General features: G+C 70.0%; 20 protein-coding genes. 3 read left to right on the top strand and 17 right to left on the bottom strand.

Annotation, left to right across the window (positions count from 1 at the left end; translation table 11 throughout):
* Positions 1-169 precede the first annotated feature (169 nt).
* Positions 170-370 (bottom strand): acyl-CoA carboxylase subunit epsilon, encoded by a 201-nt coding sequence (locus ACZ7OO_RS21750; protein WP_046729245.1) that lies wholly within the window; start codon positions 368-370, stop codon positions 170-172.
* A gap of 34 nt (positions 371-404) precedes the next feature.
* Positions 405-2,000, bottom strand: coding sequence for an acyl-CoA carboxylase subunit beta (locus ACZ7OO_RS21745; RefSeq protein ID WP_352219344.1), 1,596 nt, complete (start codon positions 1,998-2,000; stop codon positions 405-407).
* Between the two features lie 433 nt (positions 2,001-2,433).
* Here ACZ7OO_RS21745 and ACZ7OO_RS21740 point away from each other — a divergent pair, with 433 nt between their 5' ends.
* The gene (locus ACZ7OO_RS21740) at positions 2,434-3,030 is read left to right on the top strand and encodes a YceI family protein (RefSeq protein ID WP_471506682.1); all 597 of its coding nucleotides are present in this window, start codon (positions 2,434-2,436) and stop codon (positions 3,028-3,030) included.
* Between the two features lie 110 nt (positions 3,031-3,140).
* Here the strand turns inward: ACZ7OO_RS21740 and ACZ7OO_RS21735 are convergent, their stop codons facing one another.
* The 3 genes from ACZ7OO_RS21735 to ACZ7OO_RS21725 all read right to left on the bottom strand — a co-directional run bounded on the left by ACZ7OO_RS21735 (position 3,141) and on the right by ACZ7OO_RS21725 (position 8,624).
* Complete coding sequence (locus tag ACZ7OO_RS21735) at positions 3,141-3,836, bottom strand: DUF899 family protein (RefSeq protein ID WP_471506680.1); 696 nt, start codon at positions 3,834-3,836, stop codon at positions 3,141-3,143.
* A 373-nt stretch (positions 3,837-4,209) separates the two neighbouring features.
* Positions 4,210-5,568 (bottom strand): hypothetical protein, encoded by a 1,359-nt coding sequence (locus tag ACZ7OO_RS21730; RefSeq protein WP_471506678.1) that lies wholly within the window; start codon positions 5,566-5,568, stop codon positions 4,210-4,212.
* A 41-nt stretch (positions 5,569-5,609) separates the two neighbouring features.
* Positions 5,610-8,624: a glycoside hydrolase family 3 protein gene (locus ACZ7OO_RS21725; RefSeq protein ID WP_471506676.1), complete on the bottom strand. Its 3,015-nt coding sequence runs from the start codon at positions 8,622-8,624 to the stop codon at positions 5,610-5,612.
* A 127-nt stretch (positions 8,625-8,751) separates the two neighbouring features.
* Here ACZ7OO_RS21725 and ACZ7OO_RS21720 point away from each other — a divergent pair, with 127 nt between their 5' ends.
* Positions 8,752-10,617: a ricin-type beta-trefoil lectin domain protein gene (locus tag ACZ7OO_RS21720; protein ID WP_471506674.1), complete on the top strand. Its 1,866-nt coding sequence runs from the start codon at positions 8,752-8,754 to the stop codon at positions 10,615-10,617.
* Between the two features lie 49 nt (positions 10,618-10,666).
* On the opposite strand, the gene cimA is transcribed toward ACZ7OO_RS21720, so the two are convergent.
* The 9 genes from cimA to ACZ7OO_RS21675 form a co-directional block, all read right to left on the bottom strand.
* Positions 10,667-12,277, bottom strand: a complete 1,611-nt coding sequence (gene cimA / locus ACZ7OO_RS21715) for a citramalate synthase (protein WP_471506672.1) — start codon at positions 12,275-12,277, stop codon at positions 10,667-10,669.
* Between the two features lie 283 nt (positions 12,278-12,560).
* A complete protein-coding gene (locus ACZ7OO_RS21710; protein WP_471506670.1) occupies positions 12,561-13,862 on the bottom strand; it encodes an MFS transporter in 1,302 nt (433 codons plus the stop codon).
* Positions 13,863-13,940: 78 nt separating this feature from the next.
* Entirely contained in the window at positions 13,941-14,540 is a 600-nt protein-coding gene (locus tag ACZ7OO_RS21705; protein WP_352219332.1) for a TetR/AcrR family transcriptional regulator, read from the bottom strand.
* 31 nt (positions 14,541-14,571) lie between these two features.
* Positions 14,572-15,609 carry an agmatine deiminase family protein gene (locus ACZ7OO_RS21700; RefSeq protein ID WP_471506668.1) on the bottom strand — a complete coding sequence of 346 codons (1,038 nt, stop codon included), beginning with the start codon at positions 15,607-15,609 and terminating at the stop codon, positions 14,572-14,574.
* Between the two features lie 11 nt (positions 15,610-15,620).
* Entirely contained in the window at positions 15,621-17,333 is a 1,713-nt protein-coding gene (locus ACZ7OO_RS21695; RefSeq protein ID WP_471506666.1) for an urease subunit alpha, read from the bottom strand.
* The gene (ureA, locus tag ACZ7OO_RS21690) at positions 17,330-18,034 is read right to left on the bottom strand and encodes an urease subunit gamma (RefSeq protein ID WP_471506664.1); all 705 of its coding nucleotides are present in this window, start codon (positions 18,032-18,034) and stop codon (positions 17,330-17,332) included. The genes ACZ7OO_RS21695 and ureA overlap by 4 nt, the downstream gene beginning before the upstream one ends.
* A 41-nt stretch (positions 18,035-18,075) precedes the next feature.
* Positions 18,076-18,921 (bottom strand): hypothetical protein, encoded by an 846-nt coding sequence (locus ACZ7OO_RS21685; RefSeq protein WP_471506663.1) that lies wholly within the window; start codon positions 18,919-18,921, stop codon positions 18,076-18,078.
* 81 nt (positions 18,922-19,002) lie between these two features.
* Complete coding sequence (locus tag ACZ7OO_RS21680) at positions 19,003-20,091, bottom strand: branched-chain amino acid aminotransferase (RefSeq protein ID WP_471506661.1); 1,089 nt, start codon at positions 20,089-20,091, stop codon at positions 19,003-19,005.
* Positions 20,092-20,413: 322 nt separating this feature from the next.
* Positions 20,414-21,457 (bottom strand): 3-isopropylmalate dehydrogenase, encoded by a 1,044-nt coding sequence (locus ACZ7OO_RS21675; RefSeq protein ID WP_471506659.1) that lies wholly within the window; start codon positions 21,455-21,457, stop codon positions 20,414-20,416.
* 137 nt (positions 21,458-21,594) lie between these two features.
* On the opposite strand from ACZ7OO_RS21675, the gene ACZ7OO_RS21670 reads away from it, so the two are divergent.
* Positions 21,595-23,154, top strand: coding sequence for a purple acid phosphatase family protein (locus ACZ7OO_RS21670; protein ID WP_471506950.1), 1,560 nt, complete (start codon positions 21,595-21,597; stop codon positions 23,152-23,154).
* Positions 23,155-23,275: 121 nt separating this feature from the next.
* Here the strand turns inward: ACZ7OO_RS21670 and ACZ7OO_RS21665 are convergent, their stop codons facing one another.
* The 3 genes from ACZ7OO_RS21665 to ACZ7OO_RS21655 all read right to left on the bottom strand — a co-directional run bounded on the left by ACZ7OO_RS21665 (position 23,276) and on the right by ACZ7OO_RS21655 (position 24,946).
* Positions 23,276-23,407, bottom strand: a complete 132-nt coding sequence (locus ACZ7OO_RS21665; RefSeq protein WP_089098576.1) for a hypothetical protein — start codon at positions 23,405-23,407, stop codon at positions 23,276-23,278.
* 284 nt (positions 23,408-23,691) lie between these two features.
* Positions 23,692-24,270 (bottom strand): GNAT family N-acetyltransferase, encoded by a 579-nt coding sequence (locus tag ACZ7OO_RS21660; protein ID WP_471506657.1) that lies wholly within the window; start codon positions 24,268-24,270, stop codon positions 23,692-23,694.
* Positions 24,251-24,946, bottom strand: coding sequence for an SDR family NAD(P)-dependent oxidoreductase (locus ACZ7OO_RS21655; RefSeq protein WP_471506655.1), 696 nt, complete (start codon positions 24,944-24,946; stop codon positions 24,251-24,253). The genes ACZ7OO_RS21660 and ACZ7OO_RS21655 overlap by 20 nt, the downstream gene beginning before the upstream one ends.
* Between the last annotated feature and the right edge of the window lie 69 nt (positions 24,947-25,015).

The following is a 25,015-nucleotide window of genomic DNA, read 5'->3' as shown; positions in this document are numbered from 1 at the left end:
GCTGGGCCCCTTCTTCTGAAGGGGCCCGAACTTTTTGCCACGGCGGCAGCTCGCTTCCTTTTCCCGCCGCAACCGAACCGGCCCCGACAGCCCCTGGCGCACGCGGAGAAGGGCCCCTCTGAAGCAGAGGGGCCCTTCTCCGTACGTACTGTCGGCCTGGCGGCGCAGCCTAGCCGTGCCAGCTGTGTGGGGCGCGGAAGCCGTTCTCGCGCTCCAGGCGGCGCCAGCCGGCCTTCGCGCGGCCTCGGTGGGTCTGCTCGGTGTCGGCGGTCGGCCGGGCGGCCGCGCGGGCCAGGAGGACCGCCGTTATAGCGGCGACTTCCTCCGGGTCTGCGTTGCCCTTCTCCACGCGAATGTCAGGGACGTTCATGGATTCAGTCTCCGTGAGAGAGGTTTCCGCAGGATTACTGCGGGGGGTTGCCGTGCTTACGCGACGGCAGGTCGGCGTGCTTGGTGTGCAGCATCGCCAGCGACCTGGCGAGCACCTCGCGGGTCTCGGCCGGGTCGATGACATCGTCGACCAGGCCGCGCTCGGCCGCGTAGTAGGGGTGCATGAGCTCGGCCTTGTACTCCTTGACCATCTTCTGTCGCATGGCCTCGGGGTCCTCGGCCGCGGCGATCTGCCGACGGAAGATCACGTTGGCCGCACCCTCCGCGCCCATGACCGCGATCTCGTTCGTCGGCCAGGCGTAGGTCAGGTCGGCACCGATCGACTGGGAGTCCATGACGATGTAGGCACCTCCGTACGCCTTGCGCAGGATCAGTGAGATCCGGGGCACGGTCGCGTTGCAGTAGGCGTAGAGGAGCTTCGCGCCGTGGCGGATGATCCCGCCGTGTTCCTGGTCGACACCGGGGAGGAAGCCCGGTACGTCCAGGAAGGTGACGATCGGAACATTGAAAGCGTCACACATCTGGACAAAGCGCGCAGCTTTTTCACTCGCCTCGATGTCCAGGACGCCCGCCAGTACCTGCGGTTGGTTGGCGATGATGCCCACGACCTGGCCGTCGATCCGGGCCAGCGCGCAGATGATGTTCCGCGCCCAGCGCTCGTGGACCTCCAGGTACTCGCCGTCGTCGACGATCTCCTCGATCACCTTGGTCATGTCGTACGGCCGGTTGCCGTCGGCCGGGACCAGGTCCAGGAGGACGTCGCTGCGGCGGTCGACGGGGTCCGTGGAGTCGACGCGCGGCGGGTTCTCGCGGTTGTTCTGCGGGAGGAGCGAGAGGAGGTAGCGGACCTCCGCGATGCAGGTCTCCTCGTCGTCGTACGCGAAGTGACAGACACCGGAGGTCTCCGCGTGCACGTCGGCGCCGCCGAGGCCGTTCTGGGTGATCTCCTCGCCGGTGACCGCCTTGACGACGTCCGGGCCGGTGATGAACATCTGCGAGGTCTCGCGGACCATGAAGACGAAGTCGGTGAGGGCGGGGCTGTAGGCCGCGCCGCCCGCGCAGGGGCCGAGCATCACGGAGATCTGCGGGATGACGCCGGACGCCTTGGTGTTGCGCTGGAAGATGCCGCCGTAGCCGGCGAGGGCGGAGACGCCCTCCTGGATACGGGCGCCGGCGCCGTCGTTGAGGGAGACCAGGGGGGCGCCGGCCGCGATGGCCATGTCCATGATCTTGTGGATCTTGGTGGCGTGGGCCTCGCCCAGCGCGCCGCCGAAGATCCGGAAGTCATGGGCGTAGACGAAGACGGTACGGCCTTCGACCGTGCCCCAGCCGGTGATGACGCCGTCGGTGTAGGGCTTCTTTGCCTCCAGGCCGAAGCCGACCGCGCGGTGCCGGCGCAGCTGCTCGACCTCCTGGAAGGAACCCGGGTCCAGGAGCAGCTCGATACGCTCCCGGGCCGTCAGCTTGCCCTTGGCGCGCTGTGCCTCGGTCGCCTTCTCGCTGGGCCCCGCCACGGCCGCCGCACGGATCTCGTGCAGCTCGGCGACCCGCCCGCGCGCGTCCGTCGGCTCGCCGGTGGGCTCACCCGTCGTCTCTTCCAAAACGGTCATGTAGTGACCTTACGAAGGACACCAAGGATTGCGAGACGTCGACTCCGTACAGTCTCCGACGCGTTTTCCTGGAACCACTGAACAGAACCAGAAGAGCATGCAGCCGTTCCGACTGCTCAGAGGGCTGCGCCGTTGTAGGGGTGCCACAAAGGCATCCCCTGAGACGCGCCTCACATTCATGGGTCACCCGTCCCACCCCCGGGTGAAAGGGGCCCCTCTTCCGAGCCTAACCGCACCCCTGCCACCCGCCTCCGCCGCTTCACGATCCGCTACGCTCCGTGATGATCGTGACACGCGAACAGATGAAGTTGAATGTTGTACGGAATAGGACTACGGTGGGGCCTGTTGAGTTCGTTGAACATTAAACATCAACGGTCCGCGCCTTCGGTATCCACCGCTCCGAGGCCGTGACCCGTCCCCAAAGGAGCACGTCATGGGCATCTTCGGCCGCAAGAACGACGACACCCCCGCCGTCGGCGCCACCGCCGACACGGCCACGCTGACCGGCGACTACACGATCGACCCGGCGCACACCACGCTCGGGTTCGTGGCCCGCCACGCGATGGTCACCAACGTCAAGGGCAGCTTCCGGCAGTTCGAGGGCTCGCTGCACCTGGACGGCGCGGACCCGTCGAAGTCCACTGCCTCCCTCGACATCACGATGGACAGCATCACCACGGGCAGCCCCGACCGTGACGGTCACCTGAAGTCGGCGGACTTCTTCAAGACGGAGGAGTTCCCGACGATGACCTTCCGCTCCACCAAGGCGGAGGCCCTCGGCGGCGACGACTACCGCATCACCGGCGACCTCACGATCCTCGGTGTCACCAAGCCGGTCACCATCGACCTGGAGTTCAACGGCGCGGCCAAGGACCCGTTCGGCAACGAGCGCGTCGGCTTCGAGGGCAAGGCCGAGATCAAGCGCTCCGACTGGGGCGTGACCTGGAACGCCTCGCTGGAGACCGGTGGCGTCCTCGTCTCCGACAAGATCAAGCTGAACTTCGACATCTCCGCGATCAAGAACGCGTGAGCCCGCGGCGTCGGACCGCCGACACCGCCCGCACCACCCAGGCCGCCCACGCCCGCTGAGCGCCCGTCCCCCACTCCCGTGAGGGCGGGCGCTCGGCCGTCTCCGGGGGTCTAGCGTGTGTTCTGGTAGTCGATGGTCGGGTACCAGTCGCCGCGCCCCCGCGGGGTGAGGTCGAGAAGGTGCCAGACGGGCGTCAGCAGGTGGATACCGCGCTCCTGGATGTCCTCGGCCATACGAGGATGGGCCGAGTAGGTGTGCCGGACCGTGCCGTCGCCGTCGCGGGTGAAGACGGAGACCGTGGAGTCCTGCGCGCCGTCCTCGTCCTCGCTCCCCAGGTCGTACTTGAACGTGCTGTCACCACAGCTGAGCAGCCGCAACCGGTGCCAGCCGCGGTCGCGGGCGTACTTCCGGAGAGTGGGCGGGTCGGCCGCCGCGGCGATGACGAAGTCCGCGTTCCTGGCCATGTGGTGGGCGATGCCGTTGTACCCGTCGATCCACATCGTGCACATCGGACAGGCACTGGTCTGAAGCTTGCCGTACATGAAGTGGTAGACGATCAGCGGCCGTTCGGGACCGGTGAACAACTCGCTCAACGCGACCTCGCGAACCGGTGTGTCACCGGCGTCGAGATCGCCGGGCCCTTCGAGAAAGACGTAGTCGTCGACGGCCGGCCCCTGCGGGAGCGCCCGCCGCAGCGCCGCGACCTCCTCCCGGCGCCGCATCAGCTCGACCTCGGCCAGCCGCAGCTCCTCGCGGGCACCGAGATACTCCTCGGACTCCCCGGCCAGCCTGGTGTGCCGCATCATCGCGTCCTCCTGGGGTGGGGTCCCCCCCGCCAGGCCCCCAAGTCTAGGACGGCCACCTGGCCCACTCACCTTCGTAGAGGCGTGAAGTCGCGGGCCACGCCGACGGATCTGCGGTCCCGGCGGGGGAACGGCTCGCGGGTGTGGGGGTGTTGGGGTTCCGGGCCCACGAGGCGAGTGTCACCGTCAGTGACTGTCATGAATCAGTGAGTGAGGTCGGAGTTCTGACTTCCACGGGTCCACTACGAGCTGCTGGAGGACATGGCCCGGCGGGACGCCTGGCCGGCCGAGGCGTTCGGGGCGTTGAGCGAGACCGAGCGCGGGGTGCTGTCCCTCGCGGCCTCCGTGATGGAGCGGCTGAGGGATCCGGAGTAGGTCAGAAACCTCCGCCGAAGTCGCCGCTGTCGCCGCCCCCGCCGCCGAAGTCGCCGCCGCCACCGAAGTCGCCGAAGTCCCCGGGGTCGAAGTCCGCGCCAGACAGGTCGCCGCCCTGATAGCCGCCGGCGCCGAAGTCGCCGTATCCGGTGCCGTAGTCGGCCGCGTAGGCGGGGGCGGACATCCAGCCGCCCAGGGCCGTGCCGATGAGAAGGCCGGGCAGGAGGCCGCCGCCGAAGTAGCCGCCCGCCCAGGGGCCGTAGGCCGGGCCCGCGTCCCAGTAGGGGCGGCGACCGTGGTCGGTGTCGACCTCGCGCATCACCGGGTCGCGGCCGTCGGCCAGCCTCGTGGCGTCCGCCGCGCAGACCGGGACCTCGCGGGGCGAGCCGCCGGGCGGGGTCCAGGTGGCGTCCGTGACCGACGGGCCGTGCCGCGGGTCGAAGAAGCACGGCGGCCGGCGTTCCGGGAGCGGGCGGTGCTCGCGGCGGGCGGCGAGCTGGGCCAGCGAGAAGCGGCCGTCCTCCAGGGCCTGGGTGACCGTGCGCACGTCCTCCGGTCTGCGCGCGTCGGCCATGGACTGCTTCGCCTGGTCGTAGGCGTTCAGCGCGCGCTCGTAGTCCGCGCGCATGGCGTTGTCGGCGCCCGGCTCGCCCGGGTGGAAGTCGAGACGGTCCAGTTCCTCACCGAAGGCGGTGATGTCCTCGTCCACGACCACCCGGAGCCGGTCCAGGGCGGCCCGCTGCTCCTCCTCGTGGCGTCGGCGGTTGCGGCGGACCAGGGCGTACGCGCCCGCCCCGCCGGCCACGACCACCGCGCCGATCGTGATCAGTGCCGTACTGGAGACCCCGGTGCCGTGCGCGCTGCCGCCGCCCCAGGTCGAGGGCGCCTTCCCGCCCATGTTGGTCAGGGCGCGGTCGGTGAAGTCGGTCAGCTGTTTGCTCGCGGTCTCGCCCTGGACGCTGGTGACCAGGTTCCGCACGGCCGTCCGGGGCAGTACCGAGGAGTCGGCGCGGGCGTCGAAGCGGTCGCCGAGCCGGACGGCGTACAGGCCGGTGATGCCGGTGGCGGTACGCAGGTCCGTGAAGAGGTTCTGGGTGGGGTAGCCGGCCGGCAGGACGGCGATGAACAGGGGTTTGTTCGCGTCCTTGATCCGGCGGGCCAGGGTGTCGGCCTGGGCCGTGGACAGCTGGGCGGCGGCCGCCGGGTCGACGTACACCGGGCTCTTGCGAAGGGCGTCGGCGATCGTCGAGACACCGGTGGCCGCCGTGGCCCGCGGGGCGAGCACCGTCAGGGCGATCACCACCAAGGCCAGCAGCAGGCCTGGGAGGCTTCGGGTTCGGGTCCGTAGCACGGCCTTCATGTATCGAAACTTACCCGAAGCATCCCATAACCAGTCATTTCCTACGCCGCTTCGTATGCCTCCGTCAGCTTCTCCACCGCCGCTCCGTACTCGCCGGACAGCAGCAGATGGTCCGCGTCGGCGAAGGGCTTGGACACGGCCGACGTGATGTCCTGGCCGATCTTCGCCTGGACCAGCAGCCGCGCCTTGGCCACCAGTTTCCGGCCGGCCTGGTCGGCACCCACCCGTTCGGCGGCCCTGGCCGCCGCGCCGAGCCCCTTCAGCGTGGCCTCGCCGCCCTTGGGGGTGTTGGCCAGGGTCGTCAGACCCCAGCCGTACGGGTACTGCGGGTCGTACGACGCGTCTCCCACGTTGATCGGCAGCTGCGCCTCGGACTTCGGCCAGGTGACCGGGAGCTGACCGGTGAAGGCCCGCTTGCCGTAGAGCACGTCGGCCACGCCGTCGCCCTCGGTGCCCGGCAGCCAGGACGCCACCAGGGCGTCGATCTCACCGAGCCGGTCGCCGATCAGCTGCGGGCGCCCGGAGACGATCAGCACCGCGCACTTCATGGCCGCGCACACCTTGTCCACGGCAGCCTGGTCGGCGGGGGTCAGCGCGAGATCGTTGCCGTTGCCGACGTCTCCGACGCCCTCGGCGTACGGGGTCTCGCCGACGACGACCACCCCCACGTCGTAACCGCTCGTCGGCGCCGAGGCATCCTTCGAGTAGGTGACGTCTCCCCCGGCGTTCTTCATGCCCTGGAGGATGGTGGTGCCGGTGGTGTGGGTGCCGGACTGGCCCTGCCAGGTGATGGTCCAGCCGCCGGTCTGGTTGCCGAGGTCGTCGGCGTTGGACCCGGCGACATACACCTTCTGCGACTTCTTCAGGGGCAGGACCCCGCTGTCGTTCTTCAGCAGTACCTGCGACTCCGCGGCCGCCTGCCGGGCCACCGCCCGGTGCCCGGTGGAGCCGATCTTCGAAGCGCCGCTGGTGTCGGCGTACGGGTGCTCGAAGAGGCCCAGCTTGAACTTCTGGGTGAGAATGCGGGACACCGCGTCGTCGACGCGCTGCTCGCTGACGCGGCCGGCCTTCACCTCGTCGATCAGGGTAGAGCTGAAGCCCTGGTAGCTGTAGGGGACCATCATCATGTCGACGCCCGCGTTGACCGCCGTGCTGACGTGGGACGCGTAGTCCCCGGGGAGCTGGTCGATGGCGTTCCAGTCGCTGATCACGAAGCCGTCGAAGCCCATCCGGCCCTTGAGCACCCCGTTGATCATGTCGGCGCGGGCGTGCATCTTCACCGGGCCCTGGCCGTCACCGAGGATGTCGAGCGAGGAGTACGAGGGCATGACCGTGCCGATGCCCCGGTCCACGGCGGTCTGGTACGGCGCCAGGTGGATCGCCTCCAGCTGTTGCCGGGTGACCTTGGTGACGCCCTGGTCGAGGGTGTACGACCCGGTCGTGGACGAGCCGTACTCGGTGCCGCCGTCGCCGACGAAGTGCTTGGCGGTGGCCAGGACCTTGTCGTCGTCCTTCAGGTCACGGCCGTCCGCCCGTCCCTGGAGCCCCTGGATCATGGTCTCCATGGACTTCACCAGGGCCGGGTCCTCGCCGAAGGACTCGTAGGAGCGGCCCCAGCGCTCGTCACGGGTGACGCAGAGGCAGGGGGCGAAGTCCCAGGGGATGCCTGTGGCGCGGACCTCGGCGGCCGTCACCGCACCGGTCTTCTCGGCGAGCCCGGGATCGCGGGTCGCACCGATGCCGATGTTGTGCGGCATGATCGTGGCTCCGGCCAGGTTGTTGTGGCCGTGTACCGCGTCCACGCCGTAGATCAGCGGGATCTGCAACCGCGTTGCCTGCGCGCGGAGCTGGAAGCCGTCGATCATCTTCGCCCAGGCCTCGGCGGTGTTGGGCGTGGGCGTCGAGCCGCCGCCGGAGAGCAGCGAGCCGAGGTCGTAGGCGGCGACATCGGCACCGTTGCCCACGGCACCGCGCTCGGCCTGGGTCATCTGGCCGGCCTTCTCCGTCAGGGACATCCGGGAGAGGAGGTCGGCGACCCGCTTCTTCACGGGCAACCTGCTGTCCAGGTACGGCAGTCCGTGCGCGTCGATGACGACCTGCGGGTTCTCGGCGGGGGCCTTGGCGCCGGTGACGGAGAGCTTCAGCGGGATGGTCTCCGCGGATTCGGCGGAACGGTCCTTGAGCGTGGGCACCTTGATGGTCTGCGTGGCCCCGGAGGTCGTGCCCGCCGGGAAGGTAAGGGTGCCGGAGACCGGGGTGTAGTCCTTGCCGGAGGCCGCGGTGCCGGTCGTGGCCGTCTCGTAGGCGACGGTCACGGGCTCGTCGAGCGGGGCGGATCCTGTGGTGCCGACGGAGACCTTCACGGAGGCCGTGCGGCCCTCCTGGACGGGGTAGACGGCCGCGTCCGTGGTGACGGAGGCGCGCAGGGCCTGGTCGGCCTTGCCGTACAACTCCACGTCGTCCATGGCGAACCGGCCCTTGAGCCCGACGGGGAGGGTGAGCGCGTAGCCCCACATCCGGGTCAGGCCGAGGACGTGGTCGATACCGCCGACCGGCTGGTAGTCGGTCCGGTACACGAAGTCCGCGAAGGGGATCTCGATCTGCTTCCAGCCGGTGAAGTCGTCGGTGAAGGACGTCGTCCACAGCTCGGAGGCCTCGCCGTTGGCACCGCCGTCCTTGATCTCGAAGGCGATCTTCTTGCCGTTGTCCTGGCCGTCCCACCAGAAGCGGATGCCCTTGTGGGCGGACCAGTCGTGGGCGGGCTCGGCGGCGGCGAAGTCGTGGGTGAAGCCGCCGTAACCGCTGATGTCGTACGTCCCGGAGAGGACCTTGGCGCCCTCGGGGGCGTCGGCGCGGTCGGCGAACTGCAGGGTCGGCGGGTCATCGCTGTCGCCTCCCCAGGTGAAGATGCCCTCGGCGGGCTGGGAGGCGAAGGGGACCTCACCCTCGAAGCGGTCGACGGGAGTTGGGGCGGGGTCATTGGCGGCCCGGGCTGCCGACAGGGGCATCAGGGCTGCGAGCAGGGCGGTGGAGACGACCAGGGCGGTTCTTGGCATGGACCTTCCCTCGACTCTCTGGTTCACTCAGGGCTCTCACAGTTCACTCATGGCTTAGATCACGCCGTGAGTTAACTAAGGGTTCGCACACCCGTCAAGACGTCCCGTCAGGAAGGGCGATGTGTCCATGAGAAACACCCCCCACACGGTCCGGCTGCTCTTGGCCGGACTGCTCACCGTGGCCGGCCTCACCGCCGTCGTACCGTCCGCGCACGCGGCCGGTGAGCAGGTCACCGCGTATCTCACCACCACCGACGACTCCGGCGGGCGCCATGTCACCCGCGGGCTCCAGGCGCAGACGCCGTTCGCCTTCCAGTCCGGCAGCGGCGGCAGCGGCGAGAACATCACCGTCGACGAGAACACCCGCTACCAGACCTTCACCGGCGGCGGCGCGTCCTTCACCGACACCGCGGCCTGGCTGATGAACAGCAGCGGGGCGCTGTCCCAGGCCACCCGGGACGCCACCATGAAGAAGCTGTTCTCGCCCACGGACGGGATCGGGCTGTCGTTCCTGCGCAATCCGATGGGCGCCTCGGACCTGGCCCGGTACGGGTACACGTACGACGACATACCCGCCGGACAGACCGACCCGAACCTCACGAGCTTCTCCATCTCCCACGACCTCGCGGACGTCGTCCCGCTCACCAAGCAGGCGCTCCAGTTGAACCCGTCCCTGACTGTCATGGCCTCGCCATGGACGGCCCCGGCCTGGATGAAGGACAGCGGCTCGCTCAACGGGGGCTGGCTGAAGTCGGAGGACTACGGGGCGTACGCCTCGTACTTCGTGAAGTACCTCCAGGCCTACCAGGCACAGGGCGTGAAGGTCTCCTATGTCACCCCGCAGAACGAACCGACCTGCTGCTCCGGCTATCCGTCGATGAGCTGGAACGCCTCGGGCCTGCAGTACTTCCTCAAGAGCGAACTGCTGCCGAAGCTCCAGGCCGCCGGGCTCTCCACCAAGGTCCTGGCGCACGACTGGAACTGGGATGTATACGACTCCTACGCGGCCGCGAGCGTCGACGACGCGGCGATCCGCAACCACCCCAACTTCGGCGGGATCGCCTGGCACGGCTACGGCGGTGACGTCGGCAAGCAGACCACCGTGCACAACCAGTACCCCACCCTGGACGCCTTCGGCACCGAGCACTCCGGTGGCACCTGGATCGCCAACCAGCAGCGCGAGGACATGAACAACATCATCGACTACACCCGTAACTGGGCGAAGTCGGTGACCAAGTGGTCGCTGGCAGTGGACCAGAACATGGGCCCGCACAACGGCGGTTGCGGCACCTGCACCGGGCTGGTCACCGTGCACAACGGGGACGGCGCGAGCGGGACCGTCGACTACACGGTGGAGTACTACACGATGGGCCACCTGACGAAGTTCGTCCGGCCGGGCGCCCAGCGGATCGCCTCGACGGCGTCCACCGCGGTCCCGAACGTGGCCTGGCGCAACCCGGACGGCTCCAAGGCGCTGATCGCCTACAACGACTCGTCCGCCGCCAAGACCGTCACCATCAACTGGGGCTCGCAGCACGCCACTTACTCACTGCCCGGCAAGACCTCGGCGACCTTCACCTGGTCCGGCACGCAGTCCGGCGGGGGCAGCCAGTCCGGGGCGTTCGTCGGGCTGGCGGGCAAGTGCCTTGACGTGGCAGGCGGTTCGAGTACGAACGGCACGGCCGTCCAGCTCTATGACTGCAACGGCAGCACCGCCCAGCAGTGGACCGTGCAGTCCGACGGCTCGGTCCGCGCGCTCGGCAAGTGCCTGGACGTGACCTCGGCCTCGACGGCGGACGGGGCGAAGGTCCAGTTGTACGACTGCAACGGAACCGGCGCGCAACAGTGGTCGTACAACTCCACCACCGGCGATGTCGTGAACGCGGCGGCGAACAAGTGCCTGGACGTCACCGACAACTCGTCGGCGAACGGGGCGCGGGCGCAGATCTGGACGTGCACGGGCGCCGCCAACCAGAAGTGGCATCTGCAATAAGGGGAACGAGGCTGGGGGCTGCCTGCGCAGCCCCCAGTCTCACAGACGGCTACTCCGCCGGTTCCACGCCCGCCCGCAGCAGGCCGTATGTGTACGCGTCCTCCAGGGCCTGCCAGGAGGCCGCGATCACGTTCTCCGCCACGCCCACCGTCGACCATTCGCCGGTGCCGTCGGACGTGGAGATCAGGACGCGGGTCGTCGACTGCGTGCCGTGCTTGCCCTCCAGGATGCGGACCTTGTAGTCGACCAGGTCGAGCTTGGCCAGCTGGGGGTAGATCTTCTCCAGGGCGACGCGCAGGGCCCGGTCGAGGGCGTTGACCGGGCCGTTGCCCTCCGCCGTGGCGACGATGCGCTCGCTCTTGGCCCAGAGCTTGACCGTGGCCTCGTTGGCGTGGGTGCCGTCGGGGCGGTCCTCGACGATGGCCCGCCAGGACTCGACGCGGAAGTAGGAGCGCGGCCTGCCCTCGACCTCTGCGCGCAGGAGGAGTTCGAAGGAGGCGTCGGCGGCCTCGAAGGTGTAGCCCTTGAGCTCGTACTCCTTCACCCGCTCCACCACCCGGCCGACCAGCTCGCGGTCGCCGCCGAGGTCGATGCCGAGTTCCTTGCCCTTGAGCTCGACCGAGGCGCGGCCGGCCATGTCGGAGACCAGCATGCGCATGGTGTTGCCGACCAGCTCGGGGTCGATGTGCTGGTAGAGGTCCGGGTCGACCTTGATCGCGGAGGCGTGCAGGCCGGCCTTGTGGGCGAACGCCGAGACGCCGACGTAGGGCTGGTGGGTGGAGGGCGTGAGGTTGACGACCTCGGCGATGGCGTGGGAGATGCGGGTCATCTCGCGCAGGCGGCCGTCCGGCAGGACCTTCTTGCCGTACTTCAGCTCCAGGGCGGCGACCACCGGGAACAGGTTGGCGTTGCCGACGCGTTCGCCGTAGCCGTTGGCCGTGCACTGGACGTGGGTCGCGCCCGCGTCGACGGCGGCGAGGGTGTTGGCGACCGCGCAGCCGGTGTCGTCCTGGGCGTGGATGCCGAGCCGGGCGCCCGTGTCCGCCAGGACCGTCGAGACGACCGCCTGCACCTGGGCCGGCAGCATGCCGCCGTTGGTGTCGCACAGGACGACCACGTCCGCGCCCGCCTCCGACGCCGCCCGCACGACCGCCTTCGCGTACTCGGGGTTGGCGCGGTAGCCGTCGAAGAAGTGCTCGCAGTCGACGAAGACGCGACGGCCCTGGTCCTTCAGGAAGGACACCGTGTCGCGGACCATCTCCAGGTTCTCGTCGAGGGTGGTGCGCAGCGCCAGTTCGACATGGCGGTCGTGGGACTTGGCGACCAGGGTGATCACGGGGGCGCCAGAGTCGAGCAGGGCCTTGACCTGGGGGTCATCGGCGGCCTTGGCACCGGCCCGGCGGGTGGCGCCGAAGGCGACCAGCTGGGCGTGCCCGAAGTCGATCTCCTGCCGGGCGCGGGCGAAGAACTCGGTGTCCCGGGGGTTGGCGCCGGGCCAGCCGCCCTCGATGAAGCCCACGCCGAAGTCGTCCAGGTGCCGTGCGATGGCCAGCTTGTCCGCGACGGTGAGGTTGATGCCCTCGCGCTGTGCGCCGTCGCGCAGCGTGGTGTCGAAGACGTGGAACGAGTCGTCCAGCTCGTTGGTTGCCGTCTCGGTCATGGTCTCAAGGCTCCTGATGTCGAATCTCGGTCGTACCGGAATGACCGGCTCCACCGTGCCTCCATGGTCCCTCGCGCCTGCCTTCCGGCTGAAGGTGGGCCGGAAAACGAAAAAACCCCTCGCGGGTGCGAGAGGTCTGCGCGCGGGTCGAGGACGACGATGGCCACCCGTACCTGGTCGTACGTGGTGGTCACTGCGGACCGGCGCGCCTGCTGCCAATAATCATGGCGAACGAGAGCACGGGGGAAGTCTGGCACAACCCGCCCCCGGCTCACCGAGCGTCTCAGGATGCGGTCGTCACGGTGGGCGCCTCCTGCGACCTCATCCGTGCCAGATCCAGGTCCTTCGTCTCCCGCATGGTGACGTACACCACAAGCGATACGGCGGCACAGCCCGCCACGTACCAGTAGAAGCCGGACTCGATCCCCGCGTTCTTGAACCACAGGGCGACGTATTCCGCCGTCCCGCCGAACAGGGCGTTGGCCAGGGCGTAGGGCAGGGCCACGCCCAGGGCGCGGACGCCGGTCGGGAAGAGCTCGGCCTTCACACAGGCGTTGATCGAGGTGTAGCCGGTGACCACGACGAGGGCGAGGAGGGAGAGGCCGAGGGCGGGCCAGTAACCGTTCGCGTGTTTGAGGAGGGTCAGGATCGGCACGGTGAGGACGGTGGAGCCGACCGCGAAGGTGATCAGGAGGGGGCGGCGGCCGATGCGGTCGGAGAGGGCGCCGGCGAGGGGCTGGAGGCAGGCGAAGACGGTCAGCGCGGTGAAGGAGACCAGGGTCGCGGTCTCCTTGGACAGGCCCGCGGAGTTGGAGAGGTACTTCGTCAGATAGGTGGTGTACGTGTAGTAGGCGACCGTGCCGCCCATCGTCAGCGCCATGACCAGGAACGCCTCCCGCCGGTGCTGCCACAGCGCGCGGAGGGTGCCGCGCTCGGCCGCGTGCGAGGTGTCCTCCGCGTAGACGTCGGTCTCCAGCATGGTCCGGCGCAGATAGAAGACCACGGCGGCACCGAGCGCACCGACGACGAACGGGATCCGCCAGCCGTAGTCGTGCAGCGCGGTGTCGGAGAGGGTGTGCTGGAGGACGATCAGCAGGCCGAGGCCGGCGATCTGGCCCGCCGTCATCGACACGTACTGGAAGCTGGAGGCGAAGCCGCGCCGGCGCGGGTCGGAGGCCTCGGTGAGGTAGGTGGCGCTGGCCGCGTACTCGCCGCCCACCGACAGGCCTTGCAGCAGGCGGGCGACGAGCAGCACGAAGGCTCCGCCGTAGCCGGCGGCGTCGTAGGTCGGGGCGACGGCGATGAGGATCGCGGACACCGACATGAGGGTGACGGTGAGCGTCAGGGCGGCTTTGCGGCCCCTGCGGTCGCCGACCCGGCCGAGGAGCCAGCCGCCCACCGGGCGCATGAAGAACCCGACGGCGAAGATCCCGGCGGTGTTCATCAGCTGCGCGGTGGGATTCCCGCTCGGGAAGAACGCCCCGGCGAAGTAGGTGGCGAAGCTCGCGTACACGAACCAGTCGAACCACTCGACCATGTTGCCCGCCGAACCGACCCAGATCTTCTTCCAGTGTTGTCGTCCCATGGGCCGTTCCTGCCCCGCGGGGGAACACGGGATTCCTTTACTGCAAATGCCTTACGAAGACGACCTGTTCCTTACGGGTCACGCGTCTACGAGAAGATCCGCTGCCAGGAACTCGCGTACATGGCCGAGAACCTGCGCCCGGTCGGTGCCGCGCAGGCCGATCGCCACATGGATGGAGAAGCCGTCGAGCAGGGCGCGCAGACGTGCTGCGAAGCGGTCGGGGTCGACCGGCCGGAACTCGCCCCGCGAGATGCCCTCCGCGAGCAGCGCCACCAGGTCGCGGTGCCAGGCGCCCTCGATGGCGGCCTGGCGGTCGCGGGCGGCCTCGTCGGCGTTCTGCGAGCGGTTCCAGACCTCCAGCCATAGCGTCCAGTGCGGGTCGCGGTGGCCGTCGGGGACGTACAGGTCGACATAGGCGTCGAGGCGCTCACGGGCGGTGCCGCGACGGGTGAGCAGCCGGCCGCGCTCGGCGCCCAGCCGGCCCTCGCTCCACTCCAGGGTCTGCAGGAGCAGTTCGTCCTTGGAGCGGAAGTAGTAGAGGAGATGGCCGCTGCTCATCCCCACCTCGTGGCCGAGCGCGGCCATGGTGAGTTTCTCCAGCCCGCGGTCGGCGATCATGTCCATGGCGGCGGCGAGCACGTCCTCGCGGGGCGGGGCCTGTCTGCGCCCACCGGCCATGTGCTGCTCCTCGTCGTACTAGATCGTCGTACTAGATCTTCGGCTGCTGCTGTGTGATGCAGTGGATGCCGCCACCGCCGGAGAAGATCGTACGGGCGTCCACCAGCGTCACCGTCCGCTCCGGGAAGAGACGGCGGAAGATCTCCGCCGCTATCTCGTCGCGCGGGTCGTCGAAGCCGCAGAGCACGACCCCGCCGTTGCAGAGGTAGTGGTTGATGTAGGAGTAGTCGGCCCAGTGGCCGTCGGCCTCCAGGACGGTCGGGGCCGGGACCTCGACGACCTCCAGGGTGCGGCCGCGTGCGTCGGTCTGGGACCTGAGCAGGCCGATGACCTCCCGGGTCAGCTCGTGGTCGGGGTGCGCCGGGTCCGGCTGGTGGTGGGCGACGACCACGCCCGGGCGGGCGAAGGCGGCGACGATGTCGACATGACCGAGGGTGCCGAAGCCGTAGGGCGGGTAGTCGCCGGTGAGTCCGCGCGGCAGCCAGATCGCCTTGCGGGTGCCGAGCATCGCGTGGATCTCCGCCTCGACCTCCGCACGGCTCCAGCCGGGGTTGCGCTCGGACCCGAGCTGCACGGTCTCCGTCAGCAGGACGGTCCCCTCGCCGTCGACGTGGATCGCACCGCCCTCGTTCACCAGCTTCGAGGCGTACGTCTTCGCGCCCGCGAGGTCCGAGACATACGCGGCGATCTTCGCGTCGTGCTCCCAGCGGGCCCAGTGCTGGGCGCCCCAGCCGTTGAACGTCCAGTCCACGGTGGCCAGTTCCCGCCCGTCGGTCAGGAACGTGGGCCCGATGTCCCGCATCCAGGCGTCGTCCAGTTCGCGCTCGACGGTGTCGACGCCCGGGCCGAGCAGCTCCTGCGCGGCCGCCGACTGACCGGGGCCGCACACCACCGTCACCGGTTCGAAGCGCCGGACCGCGCGGGCCACCGAGGCCCAGGCCGCCCGGGAGGCGCGGAGGTCGTCCGGGTCGTCGAAGGTGGGGTTGGGGCCCGGCCACGCCATCCAGGTGCGCTCGTGCGGGGTCCACTCGGCGGGCATCCGGAAGCCGTCGGAGGCGGGAGTGCTCATAGGGGAGATCCTCAGAGGAAGTAAAGGCGGTTGAGGGAGACGGAGTCGGCGGGCTCCGAGCGCAGCGGTTCGCCGTCGAGGGTGACCAGCCCGGTGCGCTGGTCGACATCGACCGCTCCGGTACGGGAGTTGAGCCGCAGGTCGGCCGGGCCGATGCCACGGGTGCCGCGGACGGCGACCCGGCGGCGCCGGGTGGGCATCGTGTCGTTGCCCTGGTCCAGCGCGGCCTGTGCGACGAAGGCCACCGAGATGTCGGCGGGGGTCGCGCCGTGGGCCCCGAACTGCGGGCCCAGGACGAGGGGTTCGCAGGTGTCGGTGGCGGCGTTCGGGTCGCCGGTCACGCCGTACGCCGGGAAGCCGGACTTGAGGACGAGCTGCGGCTTGGCCCCGAAGTACTCGGGCGACCACAGAACGATGTCGGCCAGCTTGCCGACCTCGATCGAGCCGACCTCGTGCGCGAGCCCGTGGGCGATCGCGGGGTTGATGGTGAGCTTCGCCATGTACCGCAGCACGCGCTCGTTGTCGTGGCCGTCCTCCGGGGCGCCGAGCTCGGCCTTCATCTTCCCGGCCATGGCGAAGGTACGGCGGACGGTCTCCCCGGCCCGGCCCATGCCCTGTGCGTCGGACGAGGTGATGCCGATCGCGCCCAGATCGTGCAGCACGTCCTCGGCGCCCATGGTCCCGGCGCGGATGCGGTCGCGGGCCATGGCGGCGTCGCCGGGCAGGTCGGTCTTGAGGTCGTGGACGGAGACGATCATCCCGTAGTGCTCGGCGACCGCGTCCCGGCCGAACGGCAGGGTGGGGTTGGTGGAGGACCCGATGACGTTGGGGACACCGGCCATCTTCAGCACGTTGGGTACGTGTCCGCCGCCGCAGCCCTCGATGTGGAAGGCGTGGATGGTGCGGCCCTCCAGCACCCTCAGGGTGTCCTCGACCGACAGGCACTCGTTCAGCCCGTCGCTGTGCAGGGCGACCTGGACGTCGTGTTCCTCGGCGACGCGCAGGGCGGTGTCCAGAGCCCGGGTGTGGGCGCCCATGTCCTCGTGCACCTTGAAGCCGCTCGCGCCGCCCTCGGCCAGCGCCTCGACCAGCGGCGCCTGGTGCGAGGACGAACCCCGCCCGAGGAAGCCGACGTTGACCGGCCAGGCGTCGAATGCGTTGAACGCGTGCTTCAGCGCCCAGGGCGAGTTGACGCCGACGCCCCACACCGGCCCGAACTCCTGCCCGATGATCGTGGTGACGCCGGAGGCCAGCGAGGCCTCCATGATGCGCGGCGACAGCAGATGGACATGGGTGTCGACGGCCCCGGCGGTGGCGATCAGCCCCTCGCCGGACACGATGGAGGTACCGGTGCCGACCACGACGTCGACCCCGTCGAGGGTGTCGGGGTTCCCCGCCCGCCCGATCGAGCAGATCCGCCCCTCGCGGATGCCGATGGACACCTTCCGGATGCCCTGCACGGCGTCGATGACGACGACATTGCTGATGACGACGTCACAGGTGTCCCGGACGGCGGCCGCCTTCAGATGCAGTCCGTCGCGGGCGGTCTTGCCGAAGCCGGCCAGGAACTCGTCGCCGTACCGCTGGGAGTCGTCCTCGACACGGATCACCAGCCCCGAGTCCCCGAGGCGGACACGGTCGCCGGCGCGGGGGCCGTGGGTGGCCGCGTACTCGTACGGCGTGAGGCGGCGGGCCTCGGCCGGGTGGCCTCCGGGACGGCTCATCGGTCTGCCTCCTCGTCGCGGATGTCGTGAACGCCCAGGTAGCCGCAGGCGGCCGCGCGGCGCAGCGCCTCCTCGCGGGCGCCGGGCGCGTCCAGCGGCCCGTCGACCAGCCCGGCGAAGCCGATGGCGACGCGGGCGCCGCCGATCGGGACCAGGCCGACCTCCAGCGACTCCCCCGGCCCGAAACGGACCGAGGAGCCGGCGGGGACGGCAAGGCGCATGCCGTAGGCGGCGGTGCGGTCGAAGTCGAGGCGCGGGTTGGCCTCGAAGAAGTGGAAGTGCGAGGTGACGGAGACGGGGACGCTCGCGGTGTTGGTCACGCCGAGCCGTACGACCGCCTCCGGGTCGGTGTGCTCGGGCCCCGGAAGCAGCGCGCCCGGCGCCCCTTCCCCGAGCCCGCCGCCGATCGGGTCGGTGACGACCGCGAGCCGGGAGCCGTCGTCGAAGACGGCCTCGACATGCACCTCGGTGACGACGTCGGCGACGCCGGGCAGCACATCGGCCGGGCCGAGCACGGAGCGGGCCGCCTCGACGGCCTCGGCGAGCCTCCTGCCGTCCCGGGCGGCCTCACAGACGGTGTCCGCGATCAGTGCGGTGGCCTCCGGCACGTTGAGCCTGAGGCCCCGGGCGCGGCGGGCGCGGGCCAGTTCCGCGGCTCCGAAGAGCAGCAGCCGGTCACGTTCCGTGGGGGTCAGTCTCACGTCCCGGCACCTCCTTGCCTTCCTGGATTTAGAGCATCACTCTAAACGGCGGATTGCGAGAAAGGAACCGTTGACATTGGTCGCCAGGTGACAGACATTGAACGTCGCTCTAACTCGATGCGGATCGAGCGGACCGTGTCGATCTCCAGAAGGGGTTCGACGTAGCGGCGCAGGACCTCCGTGCTCATGACCAGCGGGTCACCGCCCGTGATCAGGGCGCTGCTCACCTCGGGGTGGGCGCGCAGATAGGCGGACGTGGCCGCGATGTCGTCGGTGGCGATGCGCAGATCGGCCTCGCCGACGAACTGGGCCCAGCGGAAGCAGTAGGTGCAGTAGGCGTGGCAGGTCTGGCCCTGGCGCGGGAAGACCAGCACGGTCTCCGGGTACTTGTGCTGGAGGCCGGTCAGCCGCCGCCCCTCGTGCACGGGGACGTTGGCGTCGAGCTGGCCCGAGGGGTGCGGGTTGAGCCGCATCCGTATCTCGTGGGCGGCACGCTGGACCTCGGCCCTGGGCGCCTCACGGGCCAGCAGGCCGGCCATCCGGCGGACGTCGGGCCCGGGCAGCATCACCTTCACGTTCGACGTCGAGCCGTACACCTGGGAGGCGAACCACTCGTAGTCGAGCCGGGTGTGCTCGCGGACGCGGCCCTCCTGGGCCCGGGATATCAGCGGGCCGATGACGAACACGGTGACGACCACGCCGACGATGTCGGTGCCGAGGTTGAGCGCGAGGTTCTGCCCGTAGTTGTCCATCGTCGAGGCCCGCCACAGCAGCAGGGCGGCGACGGCGGTGAGCAGCCCGAGGACGGTGAGGCTCTGCGGCCGGCGCGGTCTCCGTAAGGTCCGCACCAGCCAGCGCAGCCGTGGCATCGGCGACCGTCCGCTCACGCGTGCTCCCTCCCCCGTGTGGACTGAGGAGATACCCGTACGGGGGAGGCGATACGCGTCGAACGAACGGCCGAAGACCGGTCAGCCGAGCTGGTGCATCCAGCCGTGCTTGTCCGCCACCTTGCCGCGCTGGATGTCGAGAAGGGCCTCGCGGAGCTTCATGGTCACCTTGCCGGGCTCGCCGTCCGACTGCCGCCACTCGGCGCCGGTGCGCTTGACCGTCCCGACCGGGGTGATCACGGCGGCGGTGCCGCAGGCGAAGACCTCGGTGAGGGTGCCGTTCTCCGAGTCGCGCTGCCACTGCTCGATGGAGACGCGGGCCTCCTCGGACTCGTAGCCGAGGTCACGGGCGACGGTGAGGAGGGAGTCGCGGGTGACGCCTTCGAGGATCGAGCCGGTGAGGGTCGGCGTGATGATCTTGTCCCCGTACACGAAGTACAGGTTCATGCCGCCGAGTTCCTCGACCCACTTGTGCTCGACCGCGTCGAGGTAGCAGACCTGGTCGCAGCCCTGGGCGGCGGCCTCGGCCTGGGCGAGCAGGGAGGCCGCGTAGTTGCCGCCGGTCTTGGCGTCGCCCATGCCGCCGGGGACGGCGCGGACCCGGTCCTCGGAGGCCCAGATGGAGACCGGCTTGACCCCGCCGGGGAAGTAGGCGCCGGCCGGGGAGGCGATGACCAGGAAGAGGTACTCGTTGGCCGGCTTGACGCCCAGGCCGACCTCGGTGGCGATCATGAAGGGGCGCAGGTAGAGGGATTCCTCGCCGCCGTGGGCCGGGACCCAGTCCTTGTCCTGCTGGACCAGGACGTCACAGGCCTCGATGAAGGTCTCCACCGGCAGCTCGGGCATGGCGAGCCGACGGGCGGACCGCTGGAAGCGCTTGGCGTTCTGGTCGGGGCGGAAGGTGGCGACCGAGCCGTCGGGGCGGCGGTAGGCCTTCAGGCCCTCGAAGATCTCCTGGGCGTAGTGCAGGACGTTGGTCGCCGGGTCGAGGGAGATCGGCGCGTACGGAACGAGCTGGCCGTCGTGCCAGCCACGGCCCTCGGTCCACTTGATCGTCACCATGTGGTCGGTGAAGTGGCGGCCGAATCCGGGGCTGGCCAGGATCGCCTCGCGCTCGGCGGCGGCGAGCGGGTGCGCGGACGGCTTGAGCTCGATCGTGGGCGTCGTCATGAGTAGGTGTCCTTCGCTTCCAGGCTATGGCCGGCGGCTCCGGTCTTTCGGCCGGGGGTCCGGGGGTTGTCCCCCGGGAGATGCAGCACCGGTTGTAGTGATGGGCCGCGCTCACGCCCGTACGCCGGTGTCCAGTGGTAGGACGTCCGAGCATTCCCTCGTACCGCGGCTCCGCGTTCGATTATCTCGCGGGGGTCGGGTGGGAAGGAATCGGGGTGAATGCGGACCCGGGGTTGATGGTGGCACCCGGCGGCAGACATGGGGAAGCCGCCGGGCGCGTGTGCGACCCGGCGGCTTCGAAGTCAATCGGCAGCGCGGCGGGTCAGCCGGCTACTCGTACGGCGAGCGCGTCGCCGATCTCCGAGGTGGAGCGGGCGGGCTTGCCCTGGCGCTCGGTGAGGTCCGCGGTGACGGCCTCCTCGATCCGGGCGGCCTCGGCGTCGTAGCCGAGGTGGCGCAGCAGCAGGGCGACGGACAGGACGGTGGCGGTGGGGTCGGCCTTGCCCTGGCCGGCGATGTCGGGCGCGGAACCGTGGACCGGCTCGAACATCGAGGGGAACTCGCGGGAGGGGTTGATGTTTCCGCTCGCCGCGACGCCGATACCGCCGGAGACGGCCGCGGCGAGGTCGGTGATGATGTCGCCGAACAGGTTGTCGGTGACGATGACGTCGAACCGGCCCGGGTCGGTCACCAGGTAGATGGTGGCCGCGTCCACGTGGATGTAGTCCGTGGTGACCTCGGGGAACTCCTGGGCGACCTTGTTGAAGATGTTCGTCCACAGGTGTCCGGCGAAGGTCAGCACGTTGTTCTTGTGGACCAGCGTGAGCTTCTTGCGCGAACGGGCCTGGGCGCGGGCGAAGGCGTCCCGGACGACACGCTCCACGCCGAAGGCCGTGTTGACGGACACCTCGGTGGCGACCTCGTGCTCGGTGCCCTTGCGGATGGTGCCGCCGTTGCCGGTGTACGGGCCCTCGGTGCCCTCGCGGACCACGACGAAGTCGATCTGCGGCTCACCGGCCAGCGGGGTGGCGACACCCGGGAGGAGCTTCGACGGGCGCAGGTTGACGTGGTGGTCGAAGGCGAAGCGGAGCTTGAGCAGGAAGCCGCGCTCCAGGACCCCGGAGGGGACGCTCGGGTCGCCGATCGCGCCCAGCAGGATGACGTCGTGCGTCTTCAGCGCGTCGAGGTCGGCGTCGGTGAGGGTCTCACCGGTGGCGTGGTAACGCTGGGCGCCGAAGTCGTACTCCTTGGTCTCCAGCTTCACGTCCTCCGGGAGGACGGCGGAGAGGACCTTGAGGCCTTCGGCCACGACTTCCTGCCCGATGCCGTCACCGGGGATCACTGCGAGATCGATGCTGCGAGACATGTCGGCACCCTACTCCTCGTCCCATGGAATGACACGCGGTGTCCGCCATCCGGACGTCACGGGTCGACCTGTCGCCCGGCGTTCACCCGTACGTGGGCCCGGTGTTGGCCTGCGCTGGGCATGGTCCCGGCATGGAGATGGACATCCCGGACTTCGGCGTTCCGCCGTGGCTCGCCGCCAGGATGAGCATGGCCGAGCAGTACGAGTACCTGCGCACCCGGCTGGTGAGCCGCCGCACGCTGGTGACGGCGGGCGCGGTGGCGGGCACGACGGCGGCCGGCAGCCTGGTGATCGGCTGCGCGAGTAGGTCGGCGAGCCCGGCACCGGCCACCTCGGCGATCCGCGGTGCGGCCGTGGTGCCGTTCGGCCGCCATCTCGCCTTCGGCGCCGACCCGAGGACGCGGATGCGGATCTCCTGGCAGGTGCCGTTCGCGGTCCGGAAGCCGTTCGTCCGGATCGGGACGCGGCCGGACGGGCTGGGCACGCGTGTCGCCGCGGAGATCCGGCATCTGCACACGCCCGGGGTGCGGGGGGTGCACCCGGTGGTCGAGCAGTACTACGTGCACGCGGCCCTGGACGGCCTCACCCCCGGTACGACGTACTACTACGGCGTCGGCCACGACGGCTGGGACCCGGCCGCCCCCGACCACCGCTCCACCATCACCCCCTTCCGCACCGCGCCCGCGACTCCGGAGAGGTTCGTGTTCACGGCCTTCGGCGACCAGGGCGTCAGCCGGGCCGGAAAGGCCAACGACAACGCGCTGCTCAAGCAGAAGTCGGCCTTCCATCTGCACGCGGGCGACATCTGCTACGCCGACGGCAACGGCTCCGGCCGCACCTCGGACGGCTACGACGCCCGGGAGTGGGACCGGTTCCTGCGGCAGAACGACCCGGTGGCGCGCTCGGTCCCGTGGATGGTGACGACCGGCAACCACGACATGGAGGCCTGGTACTCCCCCGACGGCTACGGCGGCCAGTACGCCCGCTTCGCCCTTCCCGACAGCGGCTTCGACCCGCACGGGGCACCCGGCGTGTACGCGTTCACCTACGGCAACGTCGGCTTCGTGGCGCTGGACGCCAACGACGTGTCGTACGAGATCCCCGCCAACCTCGGCTACAGCGGCGGCCGGCAGACGAAGTGGCTGGAGAGGAAGCTGCAGGAGCTGCGGGCGGCGCAGGGGGTCGACTTCGTGGTCGTCTTCTTCCACCACTGCGCGTACTCGACGTCCTCGCACGCCTCGGACGGCGGGATCCGGGCCGCCTGGCTTCCGCTGTTCACCAAGTACCAGGTGGATCTGGTCATCAACGGGCACAACCACGTCTATGAGCGCACGGACGCGGTGAAGGGCGGCGCGGTCGGCCGCGCGGTCCCGGTCGGCGGCTCGACCGACCCGACGCGGGACGGGATCGTGTACGTCACGGCGGGCGGCGGCGGGCGGGGTCTGTACTCGTTCCCGTCCGGGGTCAGGGACAGTTACGAGGGGCGCGTCACCCGGCACGGCGCGGTGCGCAGCTTCCACTGGGCCAGGGGGCAGCACAACGTGGCGGAGACGGTGGAGTGGTCGCGGGTGCGGTACACCGGCTTCTCCTTCCTGAGGGTCGAGGCGGAGGCGGGTACCACCCCGCGGCTGAGGGTGTCCGCGCTGGCCCAGAGCGGTGCGCGGATCGACCACTTCGAGATCCGGCGCGGCGGCTGACACCGGCGCGCCGGGGCCGGTCCCGGAGTACGGCGCGGCTGTCCCGGCCGCGCCGTACCCCGTGCGGGTGCGGCTCCCGCTTCAAGGGTGTTACACGTGTTACCGGCGTTCCCGGGTGGGCTCAGTGGCCGGTCTCGCCGCCGTTGTCGCGGCGGTCGAGGGCGCGCTGGAGGGCGGCGGCAGCGTTCTTGCGCTCGGACTCGCTGGTCCGGGACACGTGGCGGACGCGGCGGCGGACGGTCGTCTCGGCCATGGGAATCGACTCCTTCGACGTACATGGAGTAACGAAATGGGGGGTTACGAGACGCCGGAAGGGGCGGGGAGCGGTGCCGCAGGGGTTGCCTGCACGGGGCACGCTCACGACCGCCATTCGCTTGATCGAGCGAGACGTTCGGCTCCTACAAAAGTAAGCGAGCGGCCCGCTCCTGTCTGCACAATTACTCGGACTTCCTACTATCTGAGACGGCGTAGCGGGTCACACGGCTGTGAGCTGGAGATCTGACGGGCGGGGCGGGTGGTCCCGGAGGCGCGAACGGGTTACATGACGTCGCCGTCGCGCCAGTCGAAGAGCAGTTCGTGGGCGGGGTCGAGGACGTCTCCGGCGAGGCCGGGCCGCACGAACACACAGCCCTCCTCCTCCGCCAGGCGCACGATCCCCTTGTCCGGGGACAGCGCGCAGACCCTGCCGGACCAGCGCTGCCAGCCTCGGGCGGTGTACAGCCGGGCGCCGTCGTCGCTCGCACCGAGCGCCCCGAGGTCGTACGCCCGGTCGATGATCCGCTCCAGGGCCGCCATCACCTGCCCGCCCAGGCCTCTTCGGCGGGTGTCGGGGCGTACGGCGACGGCCTCGACGTAGCCGACCCGCAGCCAGCGGCCCTGGTACCGGGCTCGGCGCATGACGACCGAGCCATGGGCGGCGAGCCCGCCCTCGTCGTGGACGAGGGCGTGCATCCCGCCCAGGCCGTGCTCCCAGTCGGAGTCGGCGACGTCCCCGCCGAACGCCTCGTAGAGGAGAGCGCGGGCGGCGCGCAGGTCGGCGCGGGCGAGGTCGGCGGTGTGGGCGACGCGAAGAGACATGGCCCAAGTGTCGTACGGACTACCAGTCGAGGGAGCCATGGCGGTCGATCAAGCGACCCGTTCCGGCGTCGGACGGCTCGGTGGCCAGGCGGACGATCGCGTCGGTGCCCTCGGTGACGGTCTGCGGGCCGCTGTGGGCGTTGAGGTCGGTCGCCGTGTAGCCGGGGTCGGCGGCGTTGACGCGGATGTCCTTGAAGGCCTTGGCGTACTGGGTGGTGAGCATGGTGAGGGCCGCCTTCGAGGCGGTGTAGAGGGGGGAGACGACAGAGGACTCGACGCGCTCCGGGTCATGGGTGGCGGCGAACGAGCCCATTCCGCTGCTGACGTTGACGATGACCGGGTCCGGCGAGCGTCGCAGGAGCGGGAGGAAGGCGGTGGTCGTACGGATGACACCGAAGAGGTTGACGTCGAAGACGGCGAGGGCGCCGGCGGCGGTCAGCTCTGCGGGATCCCCGTGCGGGCCGGAGATACCGGCGTTGTTGATCAGTACGTCGATCCTGCCCTCGTGGGCGGCGACGTCGGCGGCCGCGGCGGCGACGGAGGCGTCGTCGGTGACGTCGATCCGCACGAACCGCGTGCCGAGCGCCTCGGCGGCCGCGGCGCCCTGCTCCGGGTCACGGGCACCGACGACCACGGTGTGGCCGAGCTCGACGAGGCGGCGGGCGGTCTCACGGCCGAGGCCCTTGTTGGCGCCGGTGATGAAGGTGATGGTCATGGGTCGATCGTCCGCCCGGCGCCGGTCCGCTGCCAGAGACGCTCCGACCGTAGGAACGTCAGTACCAGG

It is taken from the genome of Streptomyces sp. NPDC111744, assembly GCF_055634995.1.
Note: the sequence above shows the minus strand (reverse complement) of the source record. Positions and strands in the feature narration are given on the sequence as shown.

Bases quoted from the DNA above. Each gene is read 5' to 3' on its own strand.
- ACZ7OO_RS21750 (WP_046729245.1), bottom strand. From the start codon at position 370: ATGAACGTCCCTGACATTCGCGTGGAGAAGGGCAACGCAGACCCGGAG.
- ACZ7OO_RS21745 (WP_352219344.1), bottom strand. From the start codon at position 2,000: ATGACCGTTTTGGAAGAGACGACGGGTGAGCCCACCGGCGAGCCGACG.
- ACZ7OO_RS21740 (WP_471506682.1), top strand. From the start codon at position 2,434: ATGGGCATCTTCGGCCGCAAGAACGACGACACCCCCGCCGTCGGCGCC.
- ACZ7OO_RS21735 (WP_471506680.1), bottom strand. From the start codon at position 3,836: ATGATGCGGCACACCAGGCTGGCCGGGGAGTCCGAGGAGTATCTCGGT.
- ACZ7OO_RS21730 (WP_471506678.1), bottom strand. From the start codon at position 5,568: ATGAAGGCCGTGCTACGGACCCGAACCCGAAGCCTCCCAGGCCTGCTG.
- ACZ7OO_RS21725 (WP_471506676.1), bottom strand. From the start codon at position 8,624: ATGCCAAGAACCGCCCTGGTCGTCTCCACCGCCCTGCTCGCAGCCCTG.
- ACZ7OO_RS21720 (WP_471506674.1), top strand. From the start codon at position 8,752: ATGAGAAACACCCCCCACACGGTCCGGCTGCTCTTGGCCGGACTGCTC.
- cimA (WP_471506672.1), bottom strand. From the start codon at position 12,277: ATGACCGAGACGGCAACCAACGAGCTGGACGACTCGTTCCACGTCTTC.
- ACZ7OO_RS21710 (WP_471506670.1), bottom strand. From the start codon at position 13,862: ATGGGACGACAACACTGGAAGAAGATCTGGGTCGGTTCGGCGGGCAAC.
- ACZ7OO_RS21705 (WP_352219332.1), bottom strand. From the start codon at position 14,540: ATGGCCGGTGGGCGCAGACAGGCCCCGCCCCGCGAGGACGTGCTCGCC.
- ACZ7OO_RS21700 (WP_471506668.1), bottom strand. From the start codon at position 15,609: ATGAGCACTCCCGCCTCCGACGGCTTCCGGATGCCCGCCGAGTGGACC.
- ACZ7OO_RS21695 (WP_471506666.1), bottom strand. From the start codon at position 17,333: ATGAGCCGTCCCGGAGGCCACCCGGCCGAGGCCCGCCGCCTCACGCCG.
- ACZ7OO_RS21680 (WP_471506661.1), bottom strand. From the start codon at position 20,091: ATGACGACGCCCACGATCGAGCTCAAGCCGTCCGCGCACCCGCTCGCC.
- ACZ7OO_RS21675 (WP_471506659.1), bottom strand. From the start codon at position 21,457: ATGTCTCGCAGCATCGATCTCGCAGTGATCCCCGGTGACGGCATCGGG.
- ACZ7OO_RS21670 (WP_471506950.1), top strand. From the start codon at position 21,595: ATGGACATCCCGGACTTCGGCGTTCCGCCGTGGCTCGCCGCCAGGATG.
- ACZ7OO_RS21665 (WP_089098576.1), bottom strand. From the start codon at position 23,407: ATGGCCGAGACGACCGTCCGCCGCCGCGTCCGCCACGTGTCCCGGACC.
- ACZ7OO_RS21660 (WP_471506657.1), bottom strand. From the start codon at position 24,270: ATGGCTCCCTCGACTGGTAGTCCGTACGACACTTGGGCCATGTCTCTT.
- ACZ7OO_RS21655 (WP_471506655.1), bottom strand. From the start codon at position 24,946: ATGACCATCACCTTCATCACCGGCGCCAACAAGGGCCTCGGCCGTGAG.